21 protein-coding genes and 2 pseudogenes are annotated in these 21,986 nt (G+C 58.0%); 14 read left to right on the forward strand and 9 right to left on the reverse strand.

Features of this window, described 5'->3' with window-relative positions:
* Nucleotides 1-43: 43 nt before the first annotated feature.
* The 3 genes from B0G76_RS16830 to betC all read right to left on the reverse strand — a co-directional run bounded on the left by B0G76_RS16830 (nt 44) and on the right by betC (nt 3,435).
* On the reverse strand, nt 44-877 hold the full coding sequence (locus B0G76_RS16830; RefSeq protein WP_120293611.1) for an ABC transporter substrate-binding protein: 834 nt from the start codon (nt 875-877) through the stop codon (nt 44-46).
* 191 nt (nt 878-1,068) lie between these two features.
* Nucleotides 1,069-1,782, reverse strand: a complete 714-nt coding sequence (locus B0G76_RS16835) for a GntR family transcriptional regulator (RefSeq protein ID WP_220700758.1) — start codon at nt 1,780-1,782, stop codon at nt 1,069-1,071.
* Between the two features lie 102 nt (nt 1,783-1,884).
* Nucleotides 1,885-3,435 (reverse strand): choline-sulfatase, encoded by a 1,551-nt coding sequence (gene betC, locus B0G76_RS16840; RefSeq protein ID WP_120293613.1) that lies wholly within the window; start codon nt 3,433-3,435, stop codon nt 1,885-1,887.
* A gap of 420 nt (nt 3,436-3,855) precedes the next feature.
* On the opposite strand from betC, the gene B0G76_RS16845 reads away from it, so the two are divergent.
* The 12 genes and pseudogenes from B0G76_RS16845 to B0G76_RS16895 all read left to right on the forward strand — a co-directional run bounded on the left by B0G76_RS16845 (nt 3,856) and on the right by B0G76_RS16895 (nt 15,872).
* Nucleotides 3,856-4,986: a porin gene (locus B0G76_RS16845; protein ID WP_120293614.1), complete on the forward strand. Its 1,131-nt coding sequence runs from the start codon at nt 3,856-3,858 to the stop codon at nt 4,984-4,986.
* A 354-nt stretch (nt 4,987-5,340) separates the two neighbouring features.
* Nucleotides 5,341-6,172: pseudogene (locus B0G76_RS16850) on the forward strand (amino acid ABC transporter ATP-binding protein).
* A 10-nt stretch (nt 6,173-6,182) separates the two neighbouring features.
* Nucleotides 6,183-6,449 (forward strand): ABC transporter permease subunit, encoded by a 267-nt coding sequence (locus B0G76_RS43830; RefSeq protein ID WP_259460604.1) that lies wholly within the window; start codon nt 6,183-6,185, stop codon nt 6,447-6,449.
* An 18-nt stretch (nt 6,450-6,467) separates the two neighbouring features.
* Complete coding sequence (locus tag B0G76_RS43835; RefSeq protein ID WP_259460838.1) at nt 6,468-6,854, forward strand: ABC transporter permease subunit; 387 nt, start codon at nt 6,468-6,470, stop codon at nt 6,852-6,854.
* A gap of 8 nt (nt 6,855-6,862) precedes the next feature.
* Nucleotides 6,863-7,528, forward strand: coding sequence for an amino acid ABC transporter permease (locus tag B0G76_RS16860; protein WP_120293615.1), 666 nt, complete (start codon nt 6,863-6,865; stop codon nt 7,526-7,528).
* Between the two features lie 30 nt (nt 7,529-7,558).
* Nucleotides 7,559-8,437: a 4-hydroxy-tetrahydrodipicolinate synthase gene (gene dapA / locus B0G76_RS16865; protein ID WP_120293616.1), complete on the forward strand. Its 879-nt coding sequence runs from the start codon at nt 7,559-7,561 to the stop codon at nt 8,435-8,437.
* Nucleotides 8,438-8,484: 47 nt separating this feature from the next.
* Complete coding sequence (locus tag B0G76_RS16870; RefSeq protein ID WP_120293617.1) at nt 8,485-9,501, forward strand: 4-hydroxyproline epimerase; 1,017 nt, start codon at nt 8,485-8,487, stop codon at nt 9,499-9,501.
* On the forward strand, nt 9,498-10,790 hold the full coding sequence (locus tag B0G76_RS16875) for an FAD-binding oxidoreductase (RefSeq protein WP_120293618.1): 1,293 nt from the start codon (nt 9,498-9,500) through the stop codon (nt 10,788-10,790). Before B0G76_RS16870 ends, B0G76_RS16875 begins: the two co-directional genes overlap by 4 nt.
* Before the next feature lie 12 nt (nt 10,791-10,802).
* Entirely contained in the window at nt 10,803-12,284 is a 1,482-nt protein-coding gene (locus tag B0G76_RS16880; RefSeq protein ID WP_120293619.1) for an aldehyde dehydrogenase family protein, read from the forward strand.
* 12 nt (nt 12,285-12,296) lie between these two features.
* Complete coding sequence (locus tag B0G76_RS16885; RefSeq protein WP_120293620.1) at nt 12,297-13,346, forward strand: proline racemase family protein; 1,050 nt, start codon at nt 12,297-12,299, stop codon at nt 13,344-13,346.
* Complete coding sequence (locus B0G76_RS16890; RefSeq protein ID WP_259460605.1) at nt 13,343-14,107, forward strand: GntR family transcriptional regulator; 765 nt, start codon at nt 13,343-13,345, stop codon at nt 14,105-14,107. The genes B0G76_RS16885 and B0G76_RS16890 overlap by 4 nt, the downstream gene beginning before the upstream one ends.
* Nucleotides 14,108-14,528: 421 nt before the next feature.
* Nucleotides 14,529-15,872, forward strand: a complete 1,344-nt coding sequence (locus tag B0G76_RS16895; RefSeq protein WP_120296455.1) for an IS4 family transposase — start codon at nt 14,529-14,531, stop codon at nt 15,870-15,872.
* A gap of 45 nt (nt 15,873-15,917) precedes the next feature.
* On the opposite strand, the gene B0G76_RS16900 is transcribed toward B0G76_RS16895, so the two are convergent.
* From B0G76_RS16900 to B0G76_RS16920, 5 genes and pseudogenes are all read right to left on the reverse strand, one after another.
* Nucleotides 15,918-16,238 carry a DUF4148 domain-containing protein gene (locus B0G76_RS16900; protein ID WP_120293621.1) on the reverse strand — a complete coding sequence of 107 codons (321 nt, stop codon included), beginning with the start codon at nt 16,236-16,238 and terminating at the stop codon, nt 15,918-15,920.
* 235 nt (nt 16,239-16,473) lie between these two features.
* Nucleotides 16,474-16,776 carry a group II intron maturase-specific domain-containing protein gene (locus tag B0G76_RS16905; RefSeq protein ID WP_120293622.1) on the reverse strand — a complete coding sequence of 101 codons (303 nt, stop codon included), beginning with the start codon at nt 16,774-16,776 and terminating at the stop codon, nt 16,474-16,476.
* Between the two features lie 56 nt (nt 16,777-16,832).
* On the reverse strand, nt 16,833-17,693 hold the full coding sequence (locus B0G76_RS16910) for a hypothetical protein (RefSeq protein ID WP_259460606.1): 861 nt from the start codon (nt 17,691-17,693) through the stop codon (nt 16,833-16,835).
* Nucleotides 17,694-17,707: 14 nt separating this feature from the next.
* Nucleotides 17,708-18,121 (reverse strand): annotated as a pseudogene (locus B0G76_RS16915) (integrase); the annotation flags it as partial.
* 431 nt (nt 18,122-18,552) lie between these two features.
* On the reverse strand, nt 18,553-19,443 hold the full coding sequence (locus tag B0G76_RS16920) for a LysR family transcriptional regulator (RefSeq protein WP_120293623.1): 891 nt from the start codon (nt 19,441-19,443) through the stop codon (nt 18,553-18,555).
* 104 nt (nt 19,444-19,547) lie between these two features.
* On the opposite strand from B0G76_RS16920, the gene B0G76_RS16925 reads away from it, so the two are divergent.
* Nucleotides 19,548-20,342: an SDR family NAD(P)-dependent oxidoreductase gene (locus B0G76_RS16925; protein WP_120293624.1), complete on the forward strand. Its 795-nt coding sequence runs from the start codon at nt 19,548-19,550 to the stop codon at nt 20,340-20,342.
* Between the two features lie 212 nt (nt 20,343-20,554).
* On the opposite strand, the gene B0G76_RS16930 is transcribed toward B0G76_RS16925, so the two are convergent.
* Nucleotides 20,555-21,460: a LysR family transcriptional regulator gene (locus tag B0G76_RS16930; RefSeq protein WP_120293625.1), complete on the reverse strand. Its 906-nt coding sequence runs from the start codon at nt 21,458-21,460 to the stop codon at nt 20,555-20,557.
* Nucleotides 21,461-21,576: 116 nt separating this feature from the next.
* Between B0G76_RS16930 and B0G76_RS16935 the strand changes: the two genes are divergently transcribed.
* The gene (locus B0G76_RS16935; protein ID WP_259460607.1) at nt 21,577-21,972 is read left to right on the forward strand and encodes a DoxX family protein; all 396 of its coding nucleotides are present in this window, start codon (nt 21,577-21,579) and stop codon (nt 21,970-21,972) included.
* The last annotated feature ends 14 nt before the right edge of the window (nt 21,973-21,986 follow it).

Here is a 21,986-nt window from a genome sequence, read left to right on the forward strand (position 1 = left end):
AGGCTGGTCCGTTCACATGGACGGACCAGCCGGCATTGCAGCCTCACTTTGCTGCTTCCAGCATCTGCTGGATTGCCCCCTTCACGAGTTTGTCGACCTGGCCCGTCTTGACCTGCTGTTCAATGAAAGTATTGAGCACAGCAACGTCAGCCGCTGGGGTGTCTTTTCGGATTCCGAAGGCGACATCCTGGTGCGCGAGCGGCGGATTCGGATTGAAGCTGGCAGCCCAGTCCGGATGGGCTTGCGTCAGTAGCATGTTCGTGATGCTCGGGTCCGCCACCATGTCCACACGCCGGGATAGCAAGGCGAGTCGCACTTCATCGTCGCCCGGCAACCGGACGATGTTAGCCTGCTTGAGTGCTGCGCTAATCGCCTTGTCCGCCGCCGTTCCAGACATGACCGCAACGGTCACATCTTTTCGGTCCATGTCCGCCAGCGTCTTGACCCCGTTCGCAAACTTCGGATTCTTCTTGTTGTAGGCGAACGAAACGGTGTAATCAATAGCCGGCTTCGAGAAGCTGATGGCTTCGCGGCGTGCAGGCGTGTCGTTGAGTGCAAGCGACAGGTCCCATTTCTCGGACTGCAGGCCAGCGACGATGTTGTCCCACGTCGTGTTGACGAACTCGACTTTGACCTTCAAAACGTTCTCGCCAAACTCCCGGCACAACTCGCTGAAGAAGCCGTTGTACTTCCCGGTCGCCGGGTCGCGCATGACATATGGAGGGGCTGTAGCCGCGCCGCAACGCAGCACGCCGGCCTTCTTCACGCTCTGCCAGACGGCAGTATCGTCAGCCCTCGCAAAAGGGCTATGCAAGGAAATCGCTGCCAGGAGCGCCGCGAACGCGACGCCGATAATCGAGGGGGAAGTGCGTAGCATTACAGCCTCCGGGAGACTCGTCGTCTTCGAAAATTCTGCCAACAATGATGTTGCACAGAACAGGTTTGAAACGTGGGTGTAACTGTAGTATTCCTAACATTGTGTGAATCATTTTTGCTGCTATCGCCCGGTCCTTCCCTTTACGGGAGAGGCCGGACGCGAATCAGATAACATTGACCTGGTTCACCATCTCACGGAACATAGACAGATTGGCCCAGGTCGATGGCCGCTATCTGGTCGGTTCGCATGAACTGCAGAAAGCTCTCCCGAAACTGTCGCGTCTGGTCAAGTGCGAGATTGTCCGCAAGGTCGGGCTCACCAGAGCGAACGGCCTTGAGCATCAGGTCGTGCTGCTGGTACAACTGGGTCGCCAGGTGCGACTTGCCGAGATGCTCGATGTGAAGGTTGAACATACGTCGCCGCTCGTCCAGCAAACGCTCGTAGAACGCCGCCAGATATGGATTGCGACCTGCACGTGCGACAGCCATATTGCATGACTTGTTTGCCGCTGAAACCAGCAGATAATCTTCCGTCGCAATACACTCAAGCAGATATCCGTTCGTTGACGCCATTGCCTCCAAATCATCGTCTGTCCGGTTTTCTGCGGCGAGTCTGCAGTTCAGACGGTGGGCTACGCCAAGCGCTTCCACGTACTTGGGGAAAGCCTCAAGGTCGATAGGCGAAACAATGGTGCTTCTGTTTGACAGCACGGCGGCCAGACCGTCCCCAACGAGTCGTATCAGCGCCTCCCTGATAGGTGAACGGGAGAGCTGAAACCGGTCAGCAAGGGTCGCCTCGTCGAGAAGTCGTCCCGGGCGCTGGACAAGATTCAGAATCTCGTCGCGCAAGGTGTCGTATACAACTTTTGAGCTCGGCCCCTTACCGCGGCGGTCGTCGTCGTTCACGTTGCTATTCATTTGGTCACAGATTCCTGGCGAAGCAGTGCAGCGCGAGCGCTGGCTTCGAATCTTCGAACGGGGAGCGACGGGCGCAATCCACTCTTCGACTCAATCGCTGTCGGGAAGTCGAAGGTACGAACGCTGTTCGACCTCCGGGAAATACTCCCCGCGCCGGACAAATTTCGTATGTTCGCGAATGGCGTTGGGATATGTTTCCCAATCCATGACCTTGCCTGTCTGCAATGCGCGCAAGAGGAACTGACGGGTACGCTGGCTTGCGACGACCTCGTCCCGCAAGTGACCAAGGTCCCAGGTCTTCGACAAAATCCGCTTGAGTTCCTCGAAGACGGCACGGTAGTCCGGGTTCTCGGCCAGATTCAGCCGCTCGCCGGGGTCGTCCGCCAGATTATAAAGCTGCGGCGGATAGGCTTTCGAATACACGAGCTTGTAGTCGCCCTTGCGCACCATCACCCGAGGCGCTTTCGTCCCGCCATCAAGGTGCTCTGCGAGCACAACCCGCTCAGGCTCGTCCTTACACATAAGGGGGAGAAGGCTACTGCCCTCAAACGGGGTAACAATTGCGTCTTCGCTTCCGGTTGCGATATCGACCAGGGTAGGCAACACGTCAACAAGCGAGACCGGCGCCTTTACCCGGTTCAAGCCCTGTTTGCGGGGGTCGAAATAAAGGAGCGGAACGGAGAGCGCCGGGTTGAAGAGATTCTTTTTGAACCACAAGCCTCGCTCGCCAAGCATATCTCCATGGTCCGAAGTGAACATCAGGATGGTGTCTTTCGCCATCCCTGTCGCCTCCAGCGCCGCACGAATCTCGCCCACGCGCTTGTCGATGTACGAAATCATCGCGTAGTAGCCGTGGCGCGCCCGCCGATATACGTCTTCGGTGACGTTGAACTTGTCGAGGCCGTAGTGGAAGAAGAGTCCGCGGCTGTGCGGGTCCATCTGCTCGAGAGGAATCTTCGCAACACGAGGCGCATCGATGTCCTCATCTTTGTACAGGTCCCAGAACTCTGGCGTCGATACGTACGGGTCGTGCGGCTGCGTGAACGAAACCGTCATGAATAGCGGCCGTCCATCACCATAACGGCGCCAGTCATAAATCTGCTGAACAGCTCGACGCGCCACCTCGTCGTCGTAGTCAATTTGCAGGGACCGCGCGACGGCACTTGCATCTGCGACTGTCTCGACGCTCGATACACCCTGAGTCTTCACATGCGTAGTCGGCTTCTCCGGGTCGCCCACTTCGTCGTAGGTCAACGGCGTCCAACTGAAATCGGCCGGATAAATCTCAGTCGTGAGTCGGTCTTCGAAACCGTGATGCTGGTCGGGACCCACGAAATGCATTTTTCCGGACAGACAGGTGTAGTAACCAGCGTCTCGCAAATAGTGCGCGAACGTCGGCACTGCTGCCGGGAATTCAGTTGCGTTGTCGTACGCGCCAATTCTCGAAGGAAGCCTTCCAGCCATCAGTGCGAAGCGGGACGGGGCACACAGCGGATAAGGACAGTAGGCGTTCTCGAACACCGTGCCTTCGGCGGCAAGGCGGTCAAGGTTGGGCGTTTTCGTGACCTTATTCCCGTAGGCCGACAACGCGTAGGCAGTCATCTGGTCGGCCATGATGAAGACAATGTTCGGCTTTTTCATTCACACGATTCCTGTTTCGGCGGCGAATGTCGCTACTGCGAGGCGAGATTTGGGCTGGCCCGCGGCGACGCTTGATTAGAAGTTTGTCGAAAATAAAACGACAATGCAAGCGGTTTGTCATACGCCCACGACAATTCTGCTTATCGTTAACCATGGTTTTTACCGATATTTTCGGGTGTCTGGCCGTATCTGGTGTTTTTGGCGGCTTGACCTTGTCGAAAATGAGGCGACATAATTGGCCAACTGCACACTGCGCTGTATACAGTGAGCGCGGCTAGTTGGTGAGCTGGCGATGTGAATGGGGAGTCGCCATCAACCAGCAGATGACGAGCGCAGCCAGTGGCGGGTGATTTGCCAGGCTGCGCAAATAAAGGCGTTAGACAACCTAGGTTCGTTGCATCCTACAATTAGGAGTCCACAATGAAAACTTCCAGGCTTGTCGCGGCAGCAAGTACATTGCTTCTCGCGAGTGCTGCTCAAGCACAAAGTAGCGTGACCCTCTACGGCATCATCGACGCGGGGTTCAACTACGTCAGCAATCTCAAAACCGGCAACGGGGGGCACGCGTTCACCCTATCCGACGGACCGCCGCAGGCGAGCCGCTTCGGGCTTAAGGGTGCTGAAGACATAGGTGGCGGCAACAAGGTCATCTTTGCGCTCGAAAACGGATTCAGTGTTGCGAACGGCAACCTGGGCCAGGGCGGCAGAATGTTTGGACGCCTCGCGTGGATTGGAGCGACCGGCCAGAACTGGGGCAAGTTGACGATGGGGCGCCAGTACGACCCGGTGGTCGACTATCTTTATCCGTTGACTTCGTGCGGGACGTACGGCGGCGGCTACATGTGCCATCCGTTCGATAGCGACAACATCGGCAACGACTTCCGTACGGACAACTCGGTCAAGTACACAAGCCCAATCTGGAACGGCCTCACGTTCGGCACGATGTACGGCTTCAGCAACCAGGCTGGCGGGTTCAAGCAGAACCGGTCGTTCAGCGTAGGGGGCTCGTATGCAAACGGTCCGCTGTACCTGGCCGCGGCCTTTGAGCAATTGGACAATCCGGGCAAGAACACGGACGGCGCGGTCTCTTCAACTGCCGACGCACCTTTCGTGGCTGGACGGCAGCGAATTTACGGGGCGGGCGGTACGTACACTATCGGCAGCCTGAAACTGGCTGCGTCCTGGGCACGCACTGTGTTGGACGGAATAACGTCGGGCCCCATCGTCTCGAGCTATCTCCGGCTCGACAACTATGAAGTGAATGCCACGTACACGATTACGCCTCAACTGTCGCTCTCGGGCGGCTACTTCTTCACGAATGGCAAACAGGCATCAGCGACTGGGGACCTTAGGCCGAAGTGGCACGAAGCCAATCTGATGCTCGACTACAACCTGTCGAAGCGAAGTGACGTCTTTGCCATGGGAATTTTTCAGAAAGCCGCTGGCGATGCGACGTTCGCGACCATCTACGCAATCGGACCGACCTCGACGGAAGCACCGGGTAGCGCTCGTCAAACCGTCGTCCGCCTCGGCATTCGCCACAGGTTCTAACCCGGCGTACGTCGCACATTCTAAGGCTGTCACCGGGCGCTTTAACCGTCGCCCCGTCAGTGACTATTGTTCAGTCATATGGGGGTCAGCGCCCACCGCACTGACTATCGGACTCACGTGGCTCTAGTAGTCGTTCCTGCAGTGCGCGCGAACGGTACAAAGAAAGCGTGCGGGATTTCCCTGGCCACGGCATTTGTTGGTTGACAAAGAGAATTTTGACTTCCTACTATGTGTACATAGTTGCACACATTGAGCCACACAACGCTGCATCCGATTCGACCTTGGTCTTTCTGGCGGCGAACGTGGCACCACCGCATCGAAGCGTCCGCGGGGCGCATTGCTGGAGATTTTTCAATGTTGTCACCTCAAACCATGGCCCTTAATCCGAACCGGCAATCTGCTGGCTACGACCTTCCCGTTCAAACCACTGGCGATTTCGTGCAGTTCCGCCAGGTCTACAAATCCTACGGCGAGAACCTGGTCGTCATGGACCATCTGGACCTCGACATGCGAGCCGACGACCGCCTCGTCATCATTGGTCCCAGTGGCAGCGGAAAAAGCTCCCTCCTGCGCGTCATGATGGGCCTCGAAGGCATGCAATCCGGCGAAATCGGCTTCCAGGGTCAGACGTACATCCGCGGTGAGAAGAGCGGCGGCAAGCGCATCGACGCGCGCTTGCAAAAGCAGATTGGGATGGTCTTCCAGCACTACACGCTCTTTCCCCATCTTTCCGTGCTGGGCAACCTCATCCTGGCGCCGATGAAGACCGCTGGGATGTCCAAGGCCCAAGCCACCGAGCGAGCCCGCATGTACCTCGCTCGCCTGGGTCTCGAAAGCAAGCTCAACGCATACCCAAGCCAGCTCTCCGGCGGTCAGAAGCAGCGGGTGGCAATCGCTCGTGCAACTCATGCTCGAACCCAAGCTGATGCTGTTCGACGAAGTGACGAGCGCCCTGGACCCCGAAATGGTCGTCGAAGTGCAGAACGTGATGATGCAGCTGGCCGAGCAGAAGATGGCCATGATTATCGTGACCCACGACATGCATTTTGCCCGCGACATTGGCACGCGCGTGGTCTTCTGCGCCAGCGGAAAAATCGTCGAACAAGGGGCGCCGGCCCAGATGTTCAAGTCGCCGAAGGAAACCCGCACGCGCGAATTCCTCGAAAAAGTCCTGCATTTCGACTGAAGGCGAAGCCATGAACTATCACTTTGACTTCAGTTTTCTCGAAGGCAACATCGGCCAGTTGCTTTCAGGACTGCGAGTGACTCTCGAGCTGGCAATCGCGTCCAACGCCATTGGACTCACCTTCGGCTTCCTGCTCTGCCTGCTCGCAATGAGCCGCCTGGTGTTGCTTCGCTGGCCGGCACAGCTTTTCATCGAGTTCTTCCGTTGCACGCCGGCGCTTTTGCAGATTGTCTGGTTCTTCTACTGCCATCCCGATGCTCTTCGACGTGTTCATTGACCCGCTCACCATGGGGTCCTGGCACTCGGGCTGAACCTGACCGCCTTCAATGCAGAGGCCTATCGTGCCGGAGTTCAGGCAGTGCCGAAGGAGCACCTTGATGCATGCGTAGCGCTGGGCTTGCGTCCCTGGCAACGGACTATTTACGTTGTGCTGCCGCAGGCGCTGCGAAACGCAATGCCCGTCCTGATGACCAACGGTATCGGCAGCTTGCAGCAGAGCGCTTTGGTGGCAATCGTTGCGGTAGCGGACTTGATGTACGTCGGGAAGAGCCTGGCAACTGAGGCCTACCGTCCTTTGGAGACGTACTCGGTTATTGCGCTCATCTATTTCGCTCTCACTTTGCCCATCTCGAAGCTGGTCCATGTTGTTGAGCGTCGTCAAGACGCGGCCGTTCAGCGTTGAGGTTCACGATGACTTTCGATTTTTCTTCCGTCCTCCCCTACTGGGCCGTGCTTCTCAAGGGCCTCGGTATCACGATTGCCTTCACGAGCAGCTGTGCAGTTATGGGCAGTGTTGCCGGCTTCATTCTTAGCTTGCTACGGATGTCGACGAACCCGTTCATCAAAGGTGTGACAACGTTTTACGTGCAGTTCTTCCGAGGCACGCCACTGCTCATTCAGCTCTTCTGGGTATTCTTCTGCTTCCCTGTTGTGTTTCACGTGGCAATTCCGCCCTACGCGTCGGTGGTCATTTCTCTGACTATGTACATGGCGGCAGTTACCAGCGAAACCTTCCGCGGAGCACTGAAGTCGATTTCGTCGGAACAACACGACGCGTGTATCGCATTGAGCCTGCCGCCGCAAGCGAAGATTCTCTACGTGATTTTTCCGCAAGCGCTGCTGCGCGCTATCCCGCCGTTGCTCTCGAACATCGTCAGCCTCTTCAAGGAGAGCGCGCTGATTTCGTCGGTCGGTATCGCTGACCTCATGTTCGTCGGCCAGAGCATTTCGAATGCAACCGCACGCCCGGTGGAGTTCCTGACCGCCGTTGCAGTCATCTACTTCCTTGTGGCGTTCCCCTTGACCCGTCTGGTTGGCTTTATCGAATTGCGCTTTCTCAGACGCTTCGCCTATTAACTTACCTGCTGAACAGTTGGAGAAACTCAAATGCAAATGAAAGGCATCCTGCCCGCACTCGTCACGCCGTTCAACGCAGCTGGCGCAGTCGACCACGACACGCTCGCGAACATTCTCGAATTCCAGTTGAAGGCCGGCGTCAACGGCTTCGTGCCCCTCGGCTCGACGGGTGAATACTACGCCTTGACGCATGACGAACGTCGCGCGATTCTCAAGACGGTCCTCGAGGTCGTCGGTGACCGCGGCATGCTCATTGGCGGCGCAAACGGCTCGTGCACGCGCGAAGTCATCGAACAGGTTCAACTCGTTCGCGACGCTGGCTACAAAAACGTTCTCATCGCTCCGCCGTATTACGCTCTGCCGTCGCAGGAAGAACTCATCGGTCACTACGATGCGATTCTGAAGGCAGTTCCGGACGTCGACATTGTTCTCTACAACTATCCGGTTCGCACGAACGTGGAAGTCGGCTTCGGTGTGCTGGAGGCGTTCAAGGACCATCCGCGCGTCATCGGCATCAAGGAAAGCAGCGGCAACCTGCTCCGCGCAATCGAAATCGGTGAGAAGTACAAGGACAACTATCAACTATCCTGCGGTTCCGACGACCAGGCCCTTGACTTCTTCCTTTGGGGCGCGAGCAGCTGGATTTGCGGCCCGGCGAACTGCTTTGTGAAGCCTGTCGTGGATTTCTACAGCAAGTTCACCGCGGGCGACATCCGCGGCGCCCAGGAAGTGATGCGCTCGCTCTTCCCCGTCATGGCGACCATGGAAGCTGGCAAGTTCGTGCAAAAAGTGAAGTACGGCTGTGAGCTTGCTGGCTTCAAGGTTGGTGCGGCCCGCATGCCTCTCCAGCCGCTCACGGATGAAGAGAAAGCCGACTTCCGCAACGTTTTCGAAGGCGCTCAGGCGTAACGCGAAGCCGGAGAAGCGATTCGTCGGCACTCTTTCCAGGCAACTCGATGAGCAACCATAGCTTTAAGAGCATCGAAGGACATACCGAGGGTATGCCCGTGCGGATGGTAATCGACGGAACGCCGCCACTCTCCGGCGCGACGATGGATGAGCGCCGGAAATCCTTCATCGAGAGCCACGATTGGGTTCGTCGCGCATTGATGCTTGAGCCCCGCGGGCATTCGCACATGTCCGGGACGCTTTTGTATCCACCACTTTCGGCGGATGCAGACATGAGCCTCATTTTCATCGAAACGTCGGGGTGCCTTCCGATGTGCGGACACGCGTCCATCGGTTCCATCTCGTTTGCTCTTGAAGCAGGTCTGATTTGTCCGAGGTCGCCCGGCACCGTCATCGTAGACGTGCCCGCCGGAAAGCTGACAGCGAATTACGTGATGGATAGGGGCCGTGTTGAATCCGTTCGGTTCACGAATGTGCCGAGTTTCCTCCTTCATCGCGACGTTGAAATTGTGCATCCGTATTTCGGCACGCTCGTCATCGACATCGCGTACGGCGGAAACTTTTATCCAATTGTGGAAATTCAGGCGAACTTCCCGGGATGCCATCACTTCTCCCCGGAACAGTTGCTTGAATGGGGGCGACGGATGCAGCTCGCTGTGAACGAGGCCGTTGACGTTGTACACCCTGACAACCCGGGCATCCGCGGTGTGAGGCACACGATGTGGACCGGGGCGCCGGTATCTGACGACGCAGACGCGCGCTCGGTGGTTATCGCCGGCGACAGTCTGATTGACCGCTCTCCCTGCGGAACCGGAACCTCAGCGCGCGTGGCACAGCGGCATGCACGCGGCCAGCTCGGTCTTGGACAGCCTTTTCGCCATCAGAGCCTGATTGGAAGTTGCTTCACCGGTCGGGTGGAAGCAACAACAAAATTAAAAAGTGGTCTGGACGCGGTCCTCCCCAGTATTGAAGGACGTGCGTGGATTACGGGGCGAACGGACCACTATGTTGACGACTCACAGCCATACGCTCATGGCTTCAGCTTGCAGGAGTATGTGAATTGAACGCAGTTCCTCGCGAGTTTTCTTCGTGTAACCTACTTCCCTCCAACGAGGAGTCCGCCGTTGTCATTGGGGGCGGTATAGTCGGTGTGTGCTGCGCGCTATATCTCCAACGCGGCGGCTACGCAGTCACGCTCATCGACCCGGAGGTCCCGGGAGACAGCACGGCGAAGTGGAGTTGCGGCCAGATGGCGGTCAGTGAAATCATTCCGCTGTCGAAGCCGGGCATCCTCATGAAGATTCCAGGCTGGCTGATGGACCAGAAGGGGCCGCTTGCGCTTCGCCCGAGCGCTCTTCCGGGAATCATCCCGTGGTTCTTCCGGTTCATGATGAACGCAAGGCACGCGAAGATTGTTGACATTGCGCAGGCCATGGCGACACTGACACACGACGTCTACGATGACTACGCCCCGCTGCTCGATGCTTGTGACGACAAGACCCTGATGGGCGAACGTCCCGTCCTGGAAGTCTTCGACGACCCGAAAGGACTGACTCACGAATTGCCCCACCTCGAACTTCGCCAGTCGCTTGGATTCAAGTCGCAACGCATTAACGCGCAGGAAATCGGCGACCTTGAGCCTGCTCTTGCCGGCAAGTTTTCACATGGCCTCATCTTTCCCGACTGGCGTGCAGTCAGCGACACGATGGGTTTCATCGCCGCGTTGACCGAAAGTTTTATCGCGCAAGGAGGCCGGCGAGTTCGAACCGAAGCGAAAAGCATCGACGAGTCCAACGGCCGTGCGACCGGGGTCGCGCTCGCCAATGGAGAACGGGTTGCAGCTCAACACGTTGTGGTCGCCGCAGGTACCGGCGCGAAGCGCTTCTTTAAATCTCTCGGCATAAGCGTCCCGCTGGAAGGTATTGCGGGCTACCAGGCCGTTGTCACGAATCCTGGCGTTGAGATTCGTCACTCCACCATTTACGCGGACGGCGGCTTCTGCTTCGCATCGATGACACGGGGTTTGCAGATTGGCGGCACTATCGAATTTGCGGGAGCCGGCGCAAAGCCTAACTTCAAGCGCGCGGACATCATCCTCGAGAAGGCCAGGCGCGTACTGCCGGAATTGCAAACTTCGCAGGTTGAGTATGGAGTTGGATACCGCCCATTCCTTCCCGACACGAAACCCATCATCGACCGGTCCCGGAGACTTGGAAACGTCTTCATGGCGTTCGGTCATGGGCAACTGGGCCTTACCCTCGGCGCGACGACTGGCAAACTTATCGCAGACATGGTCGCCGGACGGCCTACCAAGCAAAATCTCGCGCCGTTCAGCGCATACCGCTTCTCCTGAAGAGACGAATACATGGAATCGTACGAACGACTTTTTATTGACGGCCAGTGGGTTGCGCCAGTCAAAAACGGGACCTTTGAAACTATCGACCCGAGCAATGAACAGGTCATTGCAAAGGTGGCGGCCGCGACAGCGGAGGACGTAGACCTTGCGGTCAAGGCGGCTCGTAAGGCGTTCGACGAAGGGCCGTGGGCAAGAATGAGTGGCGCCGACCGTGCCGTTATTCTTCGCCGCATCGGCAAGGGCATCAGGGACCGCCTGCAGGAACTTGCAGAAATTGAGGTCCGGGATAACGGCAAGCCACTTCCCGAAGCACTTTGGGACCTGGGCGATGCGGCAGGCTGTTTCGAGTACTACGCAAACCTGGCCGAGCAGCTTGATGAAAGCGCTGAGAAGCCAGTCACGCTCTCCGATGACCGTTTCAGCTCGATTGCGCGCAAAGAGCCTGTTGGCGTTGCCGGCGCCATCATTCCCTGGAACTTCCCGATGCTGATGGCGGCCTGGAAAGTTGCGCCGGCATTGGCAGCGGGTTGCACGATGGTCCTGAAGCCGTCCGAGCTTACTCCGCTCACAGCACTCGAGTTGGCCAACATCGCAGCTGCTGCTGACTTGCCGCCGGGCGTCCTGAACGTTGTTACGGGCCTCGGCGCAGACGCTGGTGCGCCGCTGTCCGAGCATCCCGACATCGACAAGCTCGCCTTCACGGGCAGCGTTCCTACGGGTAGCCGCATCATGCAGGCCGCGGCGCGCGACATAAAGAACATTAGCCTTGAGTTGGGTGGCAAGTCGCCCTTTATCATCTTCGATGACAGCGACATCGACGCGGCGGTCGAGTGGATTATGTTCGGTATCTTCTGGAACCAGGGCGAGGTTTGCTCCGCGACGTCACGAGTTCTCGTGCAGCGCGGAATTTATGAGTGTCTGCTCAAACGTCTCGAAGAGGAAACGCGCAAAATCACCATCGGGAATGGGCTTCAGGACGATGTGTTGCTCGGTCCACTCGTTAGCCGTGGGCAGTACGACAAGGTGCTCGAGGCCGTGGCGCGAGGCAAGGAAGATGGTGCACGGCTCGTGACAGGCGGAGGGCGGCCGGCCCACCTCGACAAGGGTTACTTCATGGAGCCCGTCGTATTCGCGGATGTTCCAGAAAACAGTTGGGTCTGGAATGAAGAAATCTTCGGACCTGTAGTCTGTATTCGACCGTTTGACGATGAGGCGGAGGCTGTGCGGTCCGCAAACAACTCACGCTTTGGTCTCGCTGCCGCAGTCATGTCGCGCAACAATGAGCGCTGTGAGCGTGTCGCGCGAGCGCTGCGCGCGGGTATCGTCTGGGTAAACTGTTCGCAGCCCACGTTCACGGAAGCCCCATGGGGGGGCTATAAACAAAGTGGCATCGGCCGTGAACTCGGCGAATGGGGCCTGAACAACTATCTGGAAACGAAGCAGATTACGCGGTACGACAGTGACAAACCGTGGGGCTGGTACATCAAGTAAGGCAGGTCAATCATGCGCTGGAAAAAGACGCTCCAACTCGTAGATGTGCATTGCGAAGGCGAGATTGGCAAGGTCATCACTGGAGGTGTTGTCGGAATTCCGGGTGAGACCATGCTCGACAAAATGAACTACATCAACGAGGTCGACGACAGTCTGCGCAGACTGGTCGTGCTCGAACCACGCGGCTGCCTGCAGATGTCGGTCAATCTACTGCTGCCGCCGACTCGCCCGGAAGCACATGCCGGCTTTATCGTGCTTCAGGCGGATAAGGCGCATCCGATGTCCGGGAGCAACGCTATCTGCGTAGTTACCGCGCTGCTCGAACTTGGCATGGTCGAGATGCAGGAGCCGGAAACAACCGTTGTGCTCGATACGCCAGCGGGCTTGGTGACTGCGCGCGCGACCTGCGCCGATGGACGCTGCACGGGGGTGTCGCTGGACATGGTTCCTTCGTTCGTCGAGCAGTTGGACTTCTGTTTCGATACAGCACAGTTTGGAAAGATTAAGACGGATATCGCCTTTGGCGGGGTCTATTACGCCCTTATTGATGTCACACAGGTTGGGTTGAAGATTGCTCCTGAGAATGCTCGTGAGCTCGCGGAACTCGGCGTCGCGCTGAGGGACGTCATCAACCAGCAGATTCGGGTCCGGCATCCGCTGTACCCTCAGATTAACGAGGTCGCCTACGTGATGTTCCGCAATCGCGTCAGTGACGAGCTCTATCAGACGTGTACAACCTTGCCCCCGGGTCGAGTTGACAGGTCGCCGTGCGGAACTGGAAGCTCGGCCAATCTTGCAACGCTGTCCGCGAGAGGGCTGGTAGGAATTGGCAGTCGGCTGAAATCGCGGTCAACCATTGGCGGGGAATTTAACATCGAGTTGCTCGGGAAAACCGAGGTCGGCGGTAGACCGGCGGTGCTTCCGCGCATTCATGGTCGGGCTTGGGTATATGGCTTTCAGCAAATCGGGGTCGACCCTGACGACCCGCTAGCCGATGGCTTCATGCTGAGCGATACGTGGGGCCAAGGTTTCCCCAATCCCGATGAGGAGGGCACGCGATGATAAACTCAATTGCGCGCCCGTCTTTCCGGGCCCACGATTATGGCGGTGAAGCGATGAGCAAAAGTAAGACTGAGACAGAGGCCCCTGGGCGCCGGCATGGCGGGCGATACATCTACGAAGAACTGCGAAAGCAGATTCTGACGCTGCAACTCAAGCCGGGCGCCCCGCTAGATGAAGTTTCTCTCGCCGCGCAGTTCGGACTTTCGCGCTCGCCTGTGCGCGATGCACTCGCTCGACTGACTAGCGAAGGACTGGTGACAATTCTTCCGAACCGGACAACGCTGGTCACGCCGTTCGAAATTGAAGAATTCCCCAAATACATTTCGGCACTAGACCTCATCCAGCGTGCGGTCACGCGACTGGCTGCGATGCATCGGACCGATGCGGACCTTGCGCGTATCCGAAAAGCAGATGACGTGTACATGCATGCAGTCGGAAGTGGCGATTTTCAGGAAATGTCCGAAACGAACAAGGCGCTGCACATGGTCATCGCACATGCAGCGAACAACCCCTACTTCGTTGGATATTACGAGCGGCTCCTAGGCGAAGGTCAGCGACTGCTTCATTTGCATTTTGACTTCACGGTCACTTCGCCAACCGCGACGAAGCTGGGGCGAGACCACGAAGAGCTGATTGACGCTATTGAACGAAAAGACGCAGATGCTGCAGAAAAGCTGGCGCACGAACATACCATGCTATTCCAGAAGCGATTCCTCGACTACATGCGCCAGAACATGACCGAATCGATGGCGGTTCTATGAAATTCCAGGCAGCTTTGGTCTCTCCAAGGCTGCCTTTTTCAAGTCTACTAATTGCGCGACAGTCCTTTCATAAACGCCCGTAGCTCGGGGACGTCAGACGTCGCCGTTGAATCTGAACCACTTAGAAACGGGTTCCCCCGGTCGGAAGTATGAGCCGGGAGCACGCCGGATACCTTTGCTCCACGCCTCGTTCGTGTAAGAGACACATAAGCTTTGCTCCACGCCTCGTTCGTGTAAGAGACACATAAACCTAACCGGTCAGAGCGAGGCGGAACGTCGCATAACGCATCGTCTTATACACAAGTCTGGCCTCCGCGACGGTAGGCCGGAACAAACCGTCGTCGAGCAATGAGATAGACCGGGGCTTGTAAACTTTCGGCGCGCCGCGTTTACTCTCGCTTTTTGCGTGAACGCCTTGGCCCTGGAAGCACCGTACTGGACGGAAACCGAATTTGCTGACCTCGACCTTGGCGACGCGCGCCTGAACAAGCGAGCGAGGACATTGATGGAACGATTGGCGGCCAAGCCGACGGCTGGCGTGCCGCAGGCGTGTCGGGGCTGGGGCGAGACGATGGCGGCGTACCGCTTCTTCGACAACGGCGAGGTCGAGTGGAGTGCGATTCTGGAGCCGCACTGGCGGCAGACCGAGCAACGAATGGCCGCTCAGTCGGTCGTGTTGTGCCTGCAGGACACCACGGAACTGGATTTCAACGGCCGGCAGGCCGCGGGCCTTGGGCCACTGTCTTACGAGATGCAGCGCGGGATGTATTTGCACCCGACCTATGCGGTGACGCCTGAGCGGGTGCCGCTGGGTGTACTCGACGCGTGGATGTGGGCGCGTGAGCCCAAGGACGCGCAGGGCAAGCGCGGCGGCCTCAAGGAAAGCCTGCGCTGGATCGAGGGTTACGAGCGGGTAGCGGAAACGGCATCGAGCCTGCCGTACACGCGACTGGTGTACGTCGCTGATCGCGAGGCAGACATGCTCGCGCTGATGGTGCGGGCGCAGGAGTTGGGCACGCCGGCGGATTGGCTGATTCGCTCGACCCACGATCGCGCGCTGCCCGAGGGAGCCAAGCTGTGGACGGCGACGACAGAAGACGCACCGCTCGGCGAGATTGCCTTCACGATGGGCTCGCGTCACGGCGTGAAGGCGCGCCAGGTGCGTCAGCACGTATGGTTGCGGCGCATCGAACTGCCGGCAGGCGTGGGTCAAAGCGTAGCGGCCACGTGTCTGGTGGCGCGTGAGTTTGATGCACCAAGCGGCGTCAAGCCGATCGAATGGCGCTTGCTTACCAACCGCGAAGCCACGACGCTGAAGGAAGCGATTGAACTGATCGACTGGTATCGGGCGCGCTGGGAAATCGAGATCCTGTTCAACGTGCTGAAGAACGGTTGTCGTGTCGAGGCGCTGCAACTGGGCGCGATCGAACGGCTCGAGCGCGCGCTGGCGCTGTTTCTGGTCGCGGCTTGGCGAATCGTCCATCTGATGCACAGGGGCCGCAGTTGCCCCGATCTGGATGCCGAACTGTTCTTCGATGTCGATGAAATTCGCGGCGCGTATTTGCTGACCGACGTCAAGCAGCCGGCCAAGCCCAAGCTCAACGAGGTGCTGCGCTTGATCGCGCGCCTAGGCGGATTCCTCGGCCGCAAGGGCGATGGCGAACCCGGCGCGAAAGCTATTTGGCTGGGACTCAAAGAGGTTCATGTCGCTGCCAAGACATTGCAGAAGTTACGTGCCGGCGGTCACGCTGGAAATTGTGTATAAGCCGATGCGCATAACGGGGACCTTCGCGGTACAGTAATATAGCTTTTAAGGTTCCGAAGTCGGCTTGGCACCTTGCTTCTCAGAATTTAACTTTTTCTGAGCGTTGTGTAAATCTTGCGGATAGGTAGTTTGGTCTTTGGCGGGATTGTAGCCATGTTTCTCGAGCTGACCCAACTCTGCATTTTTTTGTGCCCGATTAGCTTTGCGCTCAGCTTTTCGCTGTGCATTTTGTGATTGTTTAGTCGCGGAATTGGCTGAAATCGTTGGCCCGCTGCTTCCATCCTGCGCGAAGGCAATTGTCGGGCAAATCAATCCGAGAATAATCGATATGGCAAGAGTCGATGAAACTGTGTTGCGACGGTTCATATCAGCCTCCGACGTTGAGACATTGAAAGATAGGTGCTCCATGCAGCCATTAGTCTTGTAGGGTCGAGAACTGGCGCGCGCACGTTAGGCTCCGGTGGCAGTTCCGCCGCTTTCGCAGTGGGCCTCAATCCGGCTGCCATGGCCACGTTTCCAGCTCCCGCCTCATCGAACGCAGCGGGCCGTTTTCCGGCACTACGCTCTCCTGTTTGCTTCATGTCAACGTTTATGGGACCTATCATGCTGGGGACGCTTTCGACGCTGTCTGGTAGCGAACCTTGTAGCCATTGAATAGCTTCAGTTCGCCATACAGCCACCGCTTACTCCACGTCTTCCAGCCGAAGCCATGTTGCTGCCGGGATCGCTGCATGTGGCGCCGGATCTTCTTTTCCACCCAGTCTTTCACGAAGCTGAAGCACTCACTGGAATTTCCAATAGCGAAGTAGTTCACCCAGCCGCGTAGCACCGGGTTGATCAATTCGACAACCCGACCCACTGGCTGTGACTTATATCGCCTGAACACATCCTTGAGCTTTCGCAGTAACGCCTAGACAGCGTCAAGCAGCATGGCCGGTCGTGTTGCCTCACGGAATGATGTTACTCCGGGGTAATCGTCACCTCGGGGTTGTTCTGCGATGGAGGCTGGCGCTGCGTAGCGGCGCCAGCCTCCATCGCATCGGGCTCACCGAGGATTCTGGTAACCAGCTCCCTCGCGCGGTTTGATCGCCATGCTGCAACGCGTCGCTGTAGCGTCCGAAGCTGAGCGCTTGAGTACATCGCCGGCGCCATCCCAATCAGTCGGTTCTGCAGTTGCTTCGCGGTGATCGCGGGCTCCGTTTCCAGCCATTGCTGTATCTTCGGCCATGTGTGTTCGAACGGATCAGGACGTGTGCGCCAGTCGTGTGGGACCGTGGCCTTTCTGCGGTGTGTCGGACGCACTTCGCCCGCCTGCCACGCCGTGGCTAAACCCGCCAGAAAGTCACCTATCGTCGCGTCGCGTTCTGGCGTGGCGTCTGCTGCAGCTACTTCTGTGGCGGCGCATGCAGCGATACGTCGCTGCGCTTCGCGCATACGGCGTAAGAGGTCGACAGGATCGAGCGAGCGGAACTGCTCTCGCAGCGCCAGTTTGGTCGCCTCAGGGACAGAGGGTGAACGGAGTACGCGCTCGAGTGGCGTCAGCGGCGCCTCATAGCGCTTCGTTACGCGCGCCCCGTGGCGTGTCTTGGACTTAAGCTTGAACGACGGCTGGAAATAGTTGATGTAAAGCCGCGAGACCCGATACAGCGAGGCCAACGCTTCCGTATCCTCCAGCCCGCGCAGTTTGCCGTATCCCACCAGCCGCCGCACGATCGAACCGTTCTTCTGCTCGACCCATGCCTGATCGTTCTTCTTGTACGGGCGCGAACGCGTCAGCTCGATGCCGGTCGCTTTGCAGAAGTCGAACACGGATTCGTTCATGAAGGCGGTGTCGTTAGGCGCGAATACTGACGCGTAGAGATATGCGGCGATTCGTGGAGCCGGCTCGGGAACAAGAAGTCGGGCGGCGTCAGCATTGCCGCCTTGATCCATGTCCCGATACTGTCGCTGGTCTGCTCTGTGATCTCGAACTGAACCGGCCGTTGAGTTTTCTGCTGCATGATCGTCGTTCGGCTGGCGACAGCGTACCCGTGGCAAACGTCGCAAACCCGCAGCTTCGTCAGATCGCACGCGCGCAGTTTGCTGTCGATTGCCAGATTGAACATCGCGAGATCGCGAACTCGCGCCGAAAGTTGGAGGCGGATCCGAATGGCCCAGATTTCCCTGAGCTTCAGCGGAGGCTTCTGCCCCGTCAGCCTGCCCTTGTTCCAAGGTATCCTCGCGGCGATTCCTTCGTCAATCGCTTTCATGACGTTCTCCTTTCAAGTGAAGGAAGAACTAGTCTGAGCCACCTGTCCGCGGGCGCTGTCCGACCCACTCCGGTCAGACAACTTTCTCCAAACCGGTCAGTCAGCCAAATCCAGATTCCGCAGGCTTGAGTGCCGCTAAGCGGCCGCTCGCGACCTCACCCAATCGGCCAGTAAGGGACGTTCGATTTCGTCCCCGCGATCGCTGACAATCGACTCTATCGACACGAGGTTGAATCCATGTCCATCAACGATCTCAGATCGGTTCCGTTGCCACCGAAAGTTCAGCCTGAGTTCCCTTCGGACAAGGACTGGTCGCGACTAGAAGACCGTATCGGCACCTTTCATGGCTCGCGCGGTCAATAGAAAGTCCGCTTGACTGATCCGAAGGCCCCCCTCCGCCATCGCTGACCATTTTTCCTACGTTTGGGCGACTAAATACGTCGCGGTATAGCCTCTGCGAAAAAATCGGTGACCCGTCGCACACGCGCCGGTACAAACCGGCGTCTCGGCCAGACGAGGCTTATGTCTCTGGCGTCGCCTATAAATTCGTCGAGAACGGTGATGACGTCCGGATGCCGGAGATCATCGGCAAGAGAGACCTTGGCGAACAGGCCGATTCCCACACCGGCGAGAACACCAGCCCGGATCGTTTCGATACTGTTGGACGTGAGATTTCCGCGCACGGACGCGATAAATCGACCTTCTGGTCCTACAAAAGGCCAATGCGTTGACTCCGTCAAGCCGCTATATACAAGGCAATTGTGATCAACGAGCTCGGCGGGGGTCTTTGGCATTCCGTGTTGCTCGAAGTAGCGACGGGATCCGACGCATACGAGGGGAGTGCTGGCCACGCGTCTGGCGATCGCGTCGGGATCATTGACAGGCCCCACCCGGATCGCCAGATCGATCCCGTCCTCCACCATATCTCGCACGAAGTCCGAGAGAATGAGATCGACCTGAAGGCCAGGATTGAGTGATAACAGCTCGGGGATCAGCGGCAAGACATGAAGACGGCCGAATGTACCTGATGCAGCGATCCTGATCAGACCTGAGACATCATGCGTGCTGCTGGTCAGTTCGCTGTCGGCATCATCCATCTCGTCAAGCAGCGGTTTTGCCCGATCGTAGTATCTCTGCCCCTGATCCGTCAGGGTCACGCTGCGCGTATTTCGGTTAAATAACACCACGCCGAGGCGCTTCTCGAGCGCGCCAATAGCCTTACTGATTGCCGACTGTGAATCACCCGTTCTACGCGCGGCGGCGGTAAAACCGCCTGCTTCCACCACGGCTATGAAGGCGCTTAATTCGTTGAATCGATCCATACTAATTCCCCCATGGAATTAATATTATGACAAATTAAGCCATTATCATTGATTCAGACATCACCCACAATCCAGCTTTCTCCACACGTTGAAGGACTGGTGCCATGAATATCGATCTCACTGGCCGCAAGGCGGTCGTTACCGGGTCAACGGCGGGTATCGGCCGAGCCATTGCAGAAGGGCTGGGGCGCGCAGGCGCCGCGGTCGTGATCAACGGCCGCACAGAGAAGCGCGTCTCCAGGGCGCTTCGGGAGCTTCGCGAACTCTTGCCGAAGACGGAGTTTACTGGCGTCATCGCCGATCTTGCGACCCCGGAAGGCGCGGCGGAGTTATTCGCTCAGGCGCCGGATGCGGACATTCTCGTCAACAATGTGGGGACTGGGCGTCCGAAGTCCTTCTTCGAAATTGAGGATAGCGAATGGATCGATCTCTTCGGACTTAACGTCATGAGCGGCATTCGCGCCTCCCGCCACTATGTGCCGAACATGACGAAGCGCGGCTGGGGGCGCGTCGTCTTCATCAGCAGCGAGTCCGCGCTTGCCATCCCCAAGGACATGATTGACTACGCCACGACCAAGACCGCTCAACTCGCCATTGCGAGGGGCTTGGCCGAGGTGGTCGGCGGAACCGGCGTCACCGTTAATTCGGTTCTCCCTGGGCCGACGAATTCGGAGATCATGGGTGGTTGGGCGCAGGCGAACGCAGATGCGCAAGGCATTACGCGTGAGGAAGCCGAGCAGCAGTTCCTGAAAACGAATCGCCCGACCACGCTCCTCAAGCGCTTCGCGACGACCGAAGAAGTCGCCAACCTGGTTGTCTATGTCTGCTCGGAGCAGGCGTCGGCGACAACAGGTACTTCCTTGCGTGTCGACGGCGGTGTCGTTCGGACAATTGCATAAGGCGCACGCTTTTTCACTCGTTCAACGCGGCTTCGGGAGGGGACCAAACCATCGGTTCCCTTCCGGAGTAGACGACAGCCCAAGTTGGACGCGCCTGCATTTGTACGAGTATTCCACTCGAAAATGGCCGCCCAGAGTTGTCTTAATCGCGCCGACCGGTTGGTCCATGGTGACGCATTAGGGCACTCTGGATCGATGTTCTCCATCCCCCCTCATTCCAGATACGGCGTCAGCACGCCTTCAATCCATTTCATGAATGCGCGGACTCGGCGCGACAGATTGCTCCGATGTGCTACGACGAGGGACACGGCGAGCGCTCGTCGACGAGAGTCAGGAATAACCTCCACAAGCGCCCCACTTTCCAAGTATCGGCCAATCCCCAGGAGCGGCGCCTGAATGAGGCCGACGCCGGCGAGCGCTGCGGCTTCGTAGATCTGCGCGTTGTTGACGTGTAGCGTACCCGGCAACTGAAGCGTCGCGTAGCTGTCGCCGTTCGGATATTCCCATCCATAAGGTCTTGAGCCGAGCATCGGCGAAAAATGAATTGCACGATGTTCCTGACGCTGGAGATCCTCTAGCGATCGAGGGACGCCGTGGAGCGCCAGATAAGCGGGACTGGCAGCGTTGACCATGCGCAGCAGGCCCAGTGGGCGGGAAATCAGCGTCTCGTCCCGTATCGGTCCAAGCCGCAATACACAGTCGAATCCCTCTTGAACCAGATCGACTTGCCGATCCGTACTCGACACCTCCAGCTCCAACTCGGGGTGAGTCGCCATGAACTCCGGCAACGCCGGCACGATCGTGGTGCGCGCCACTTCGGACGGAAGATCCACCCTTAGACGCCCGCGAAGTGCCACATGCTCGCCTGCGAACATCGAATGCAGGTCATCTACTTCAGCAAGCAGATCGCGGGCGCGCGCATGGAACGCACGTCCGTCCTCTGTCAACTGCACGCTGCGCGTCGTCCGGTGCAGGAGTCTGACACCGACATCTTCTTCCAGCTTCCGGACAGCTGTTGAGACCCTTCCCTTTTGGGTGCCCAAGCTGTCGGCCGCGCGAGTGAAGCTCCCCATTTCCGCGACCGTTACGAATATGAGGAGGGGTTCGAGATTCTGCATTTTCGCGCCTCAGCATTGTTCTCCGCAGAGAGAACAGTTAGTTAACTTTTTCGGCGTTTACCATACCTGAAAAACACAATACGCTTCGAAATTGAGACCGGATCGGAGAGCAACAAGTGACTGAAACTATGACCTTGCATCGCGCCCTGTGGGCTGGCCGGGTGATGAGCGCGTTTGTTGTTATCGCTCTGGTGGCAGACGGGATTATTCAGCTTTTCGTGCCAGCACAGATCGCGAGCATGTTGCAGGAAACCGGGTTTGCGATAGACGTTACCCGTGTCGTGGGTCCGATCGTCCTTGCCTGCGCCATCCTTTACGCCACCCCGGCTACCGCCGTCCTCGGCGCGATCCTGGTGACGGGCTATTTGGGAGGTGCCATCTGCGCCCATGTCCGCATTGGCGAGTTGGGATCGCCGCCAGAAATCATTTCGCTGGTTCTGGGCGCGTTGACATGGGGTGGCCTCTACGCGCGCAACGCCCGTATCCGAGCCATTCTGCCGCAGATTCGTTAAGCCAACTGGGGCAG

Source organism: Paraburkholderia sp. BL23I1N1 (genome assembly GCF_003610295.1).
GTDB lineage: Bacteria > Pseudomonadota > Gammaproteobacteria > Burkholderiales > Burkholderiaceae > Paraburkholderia.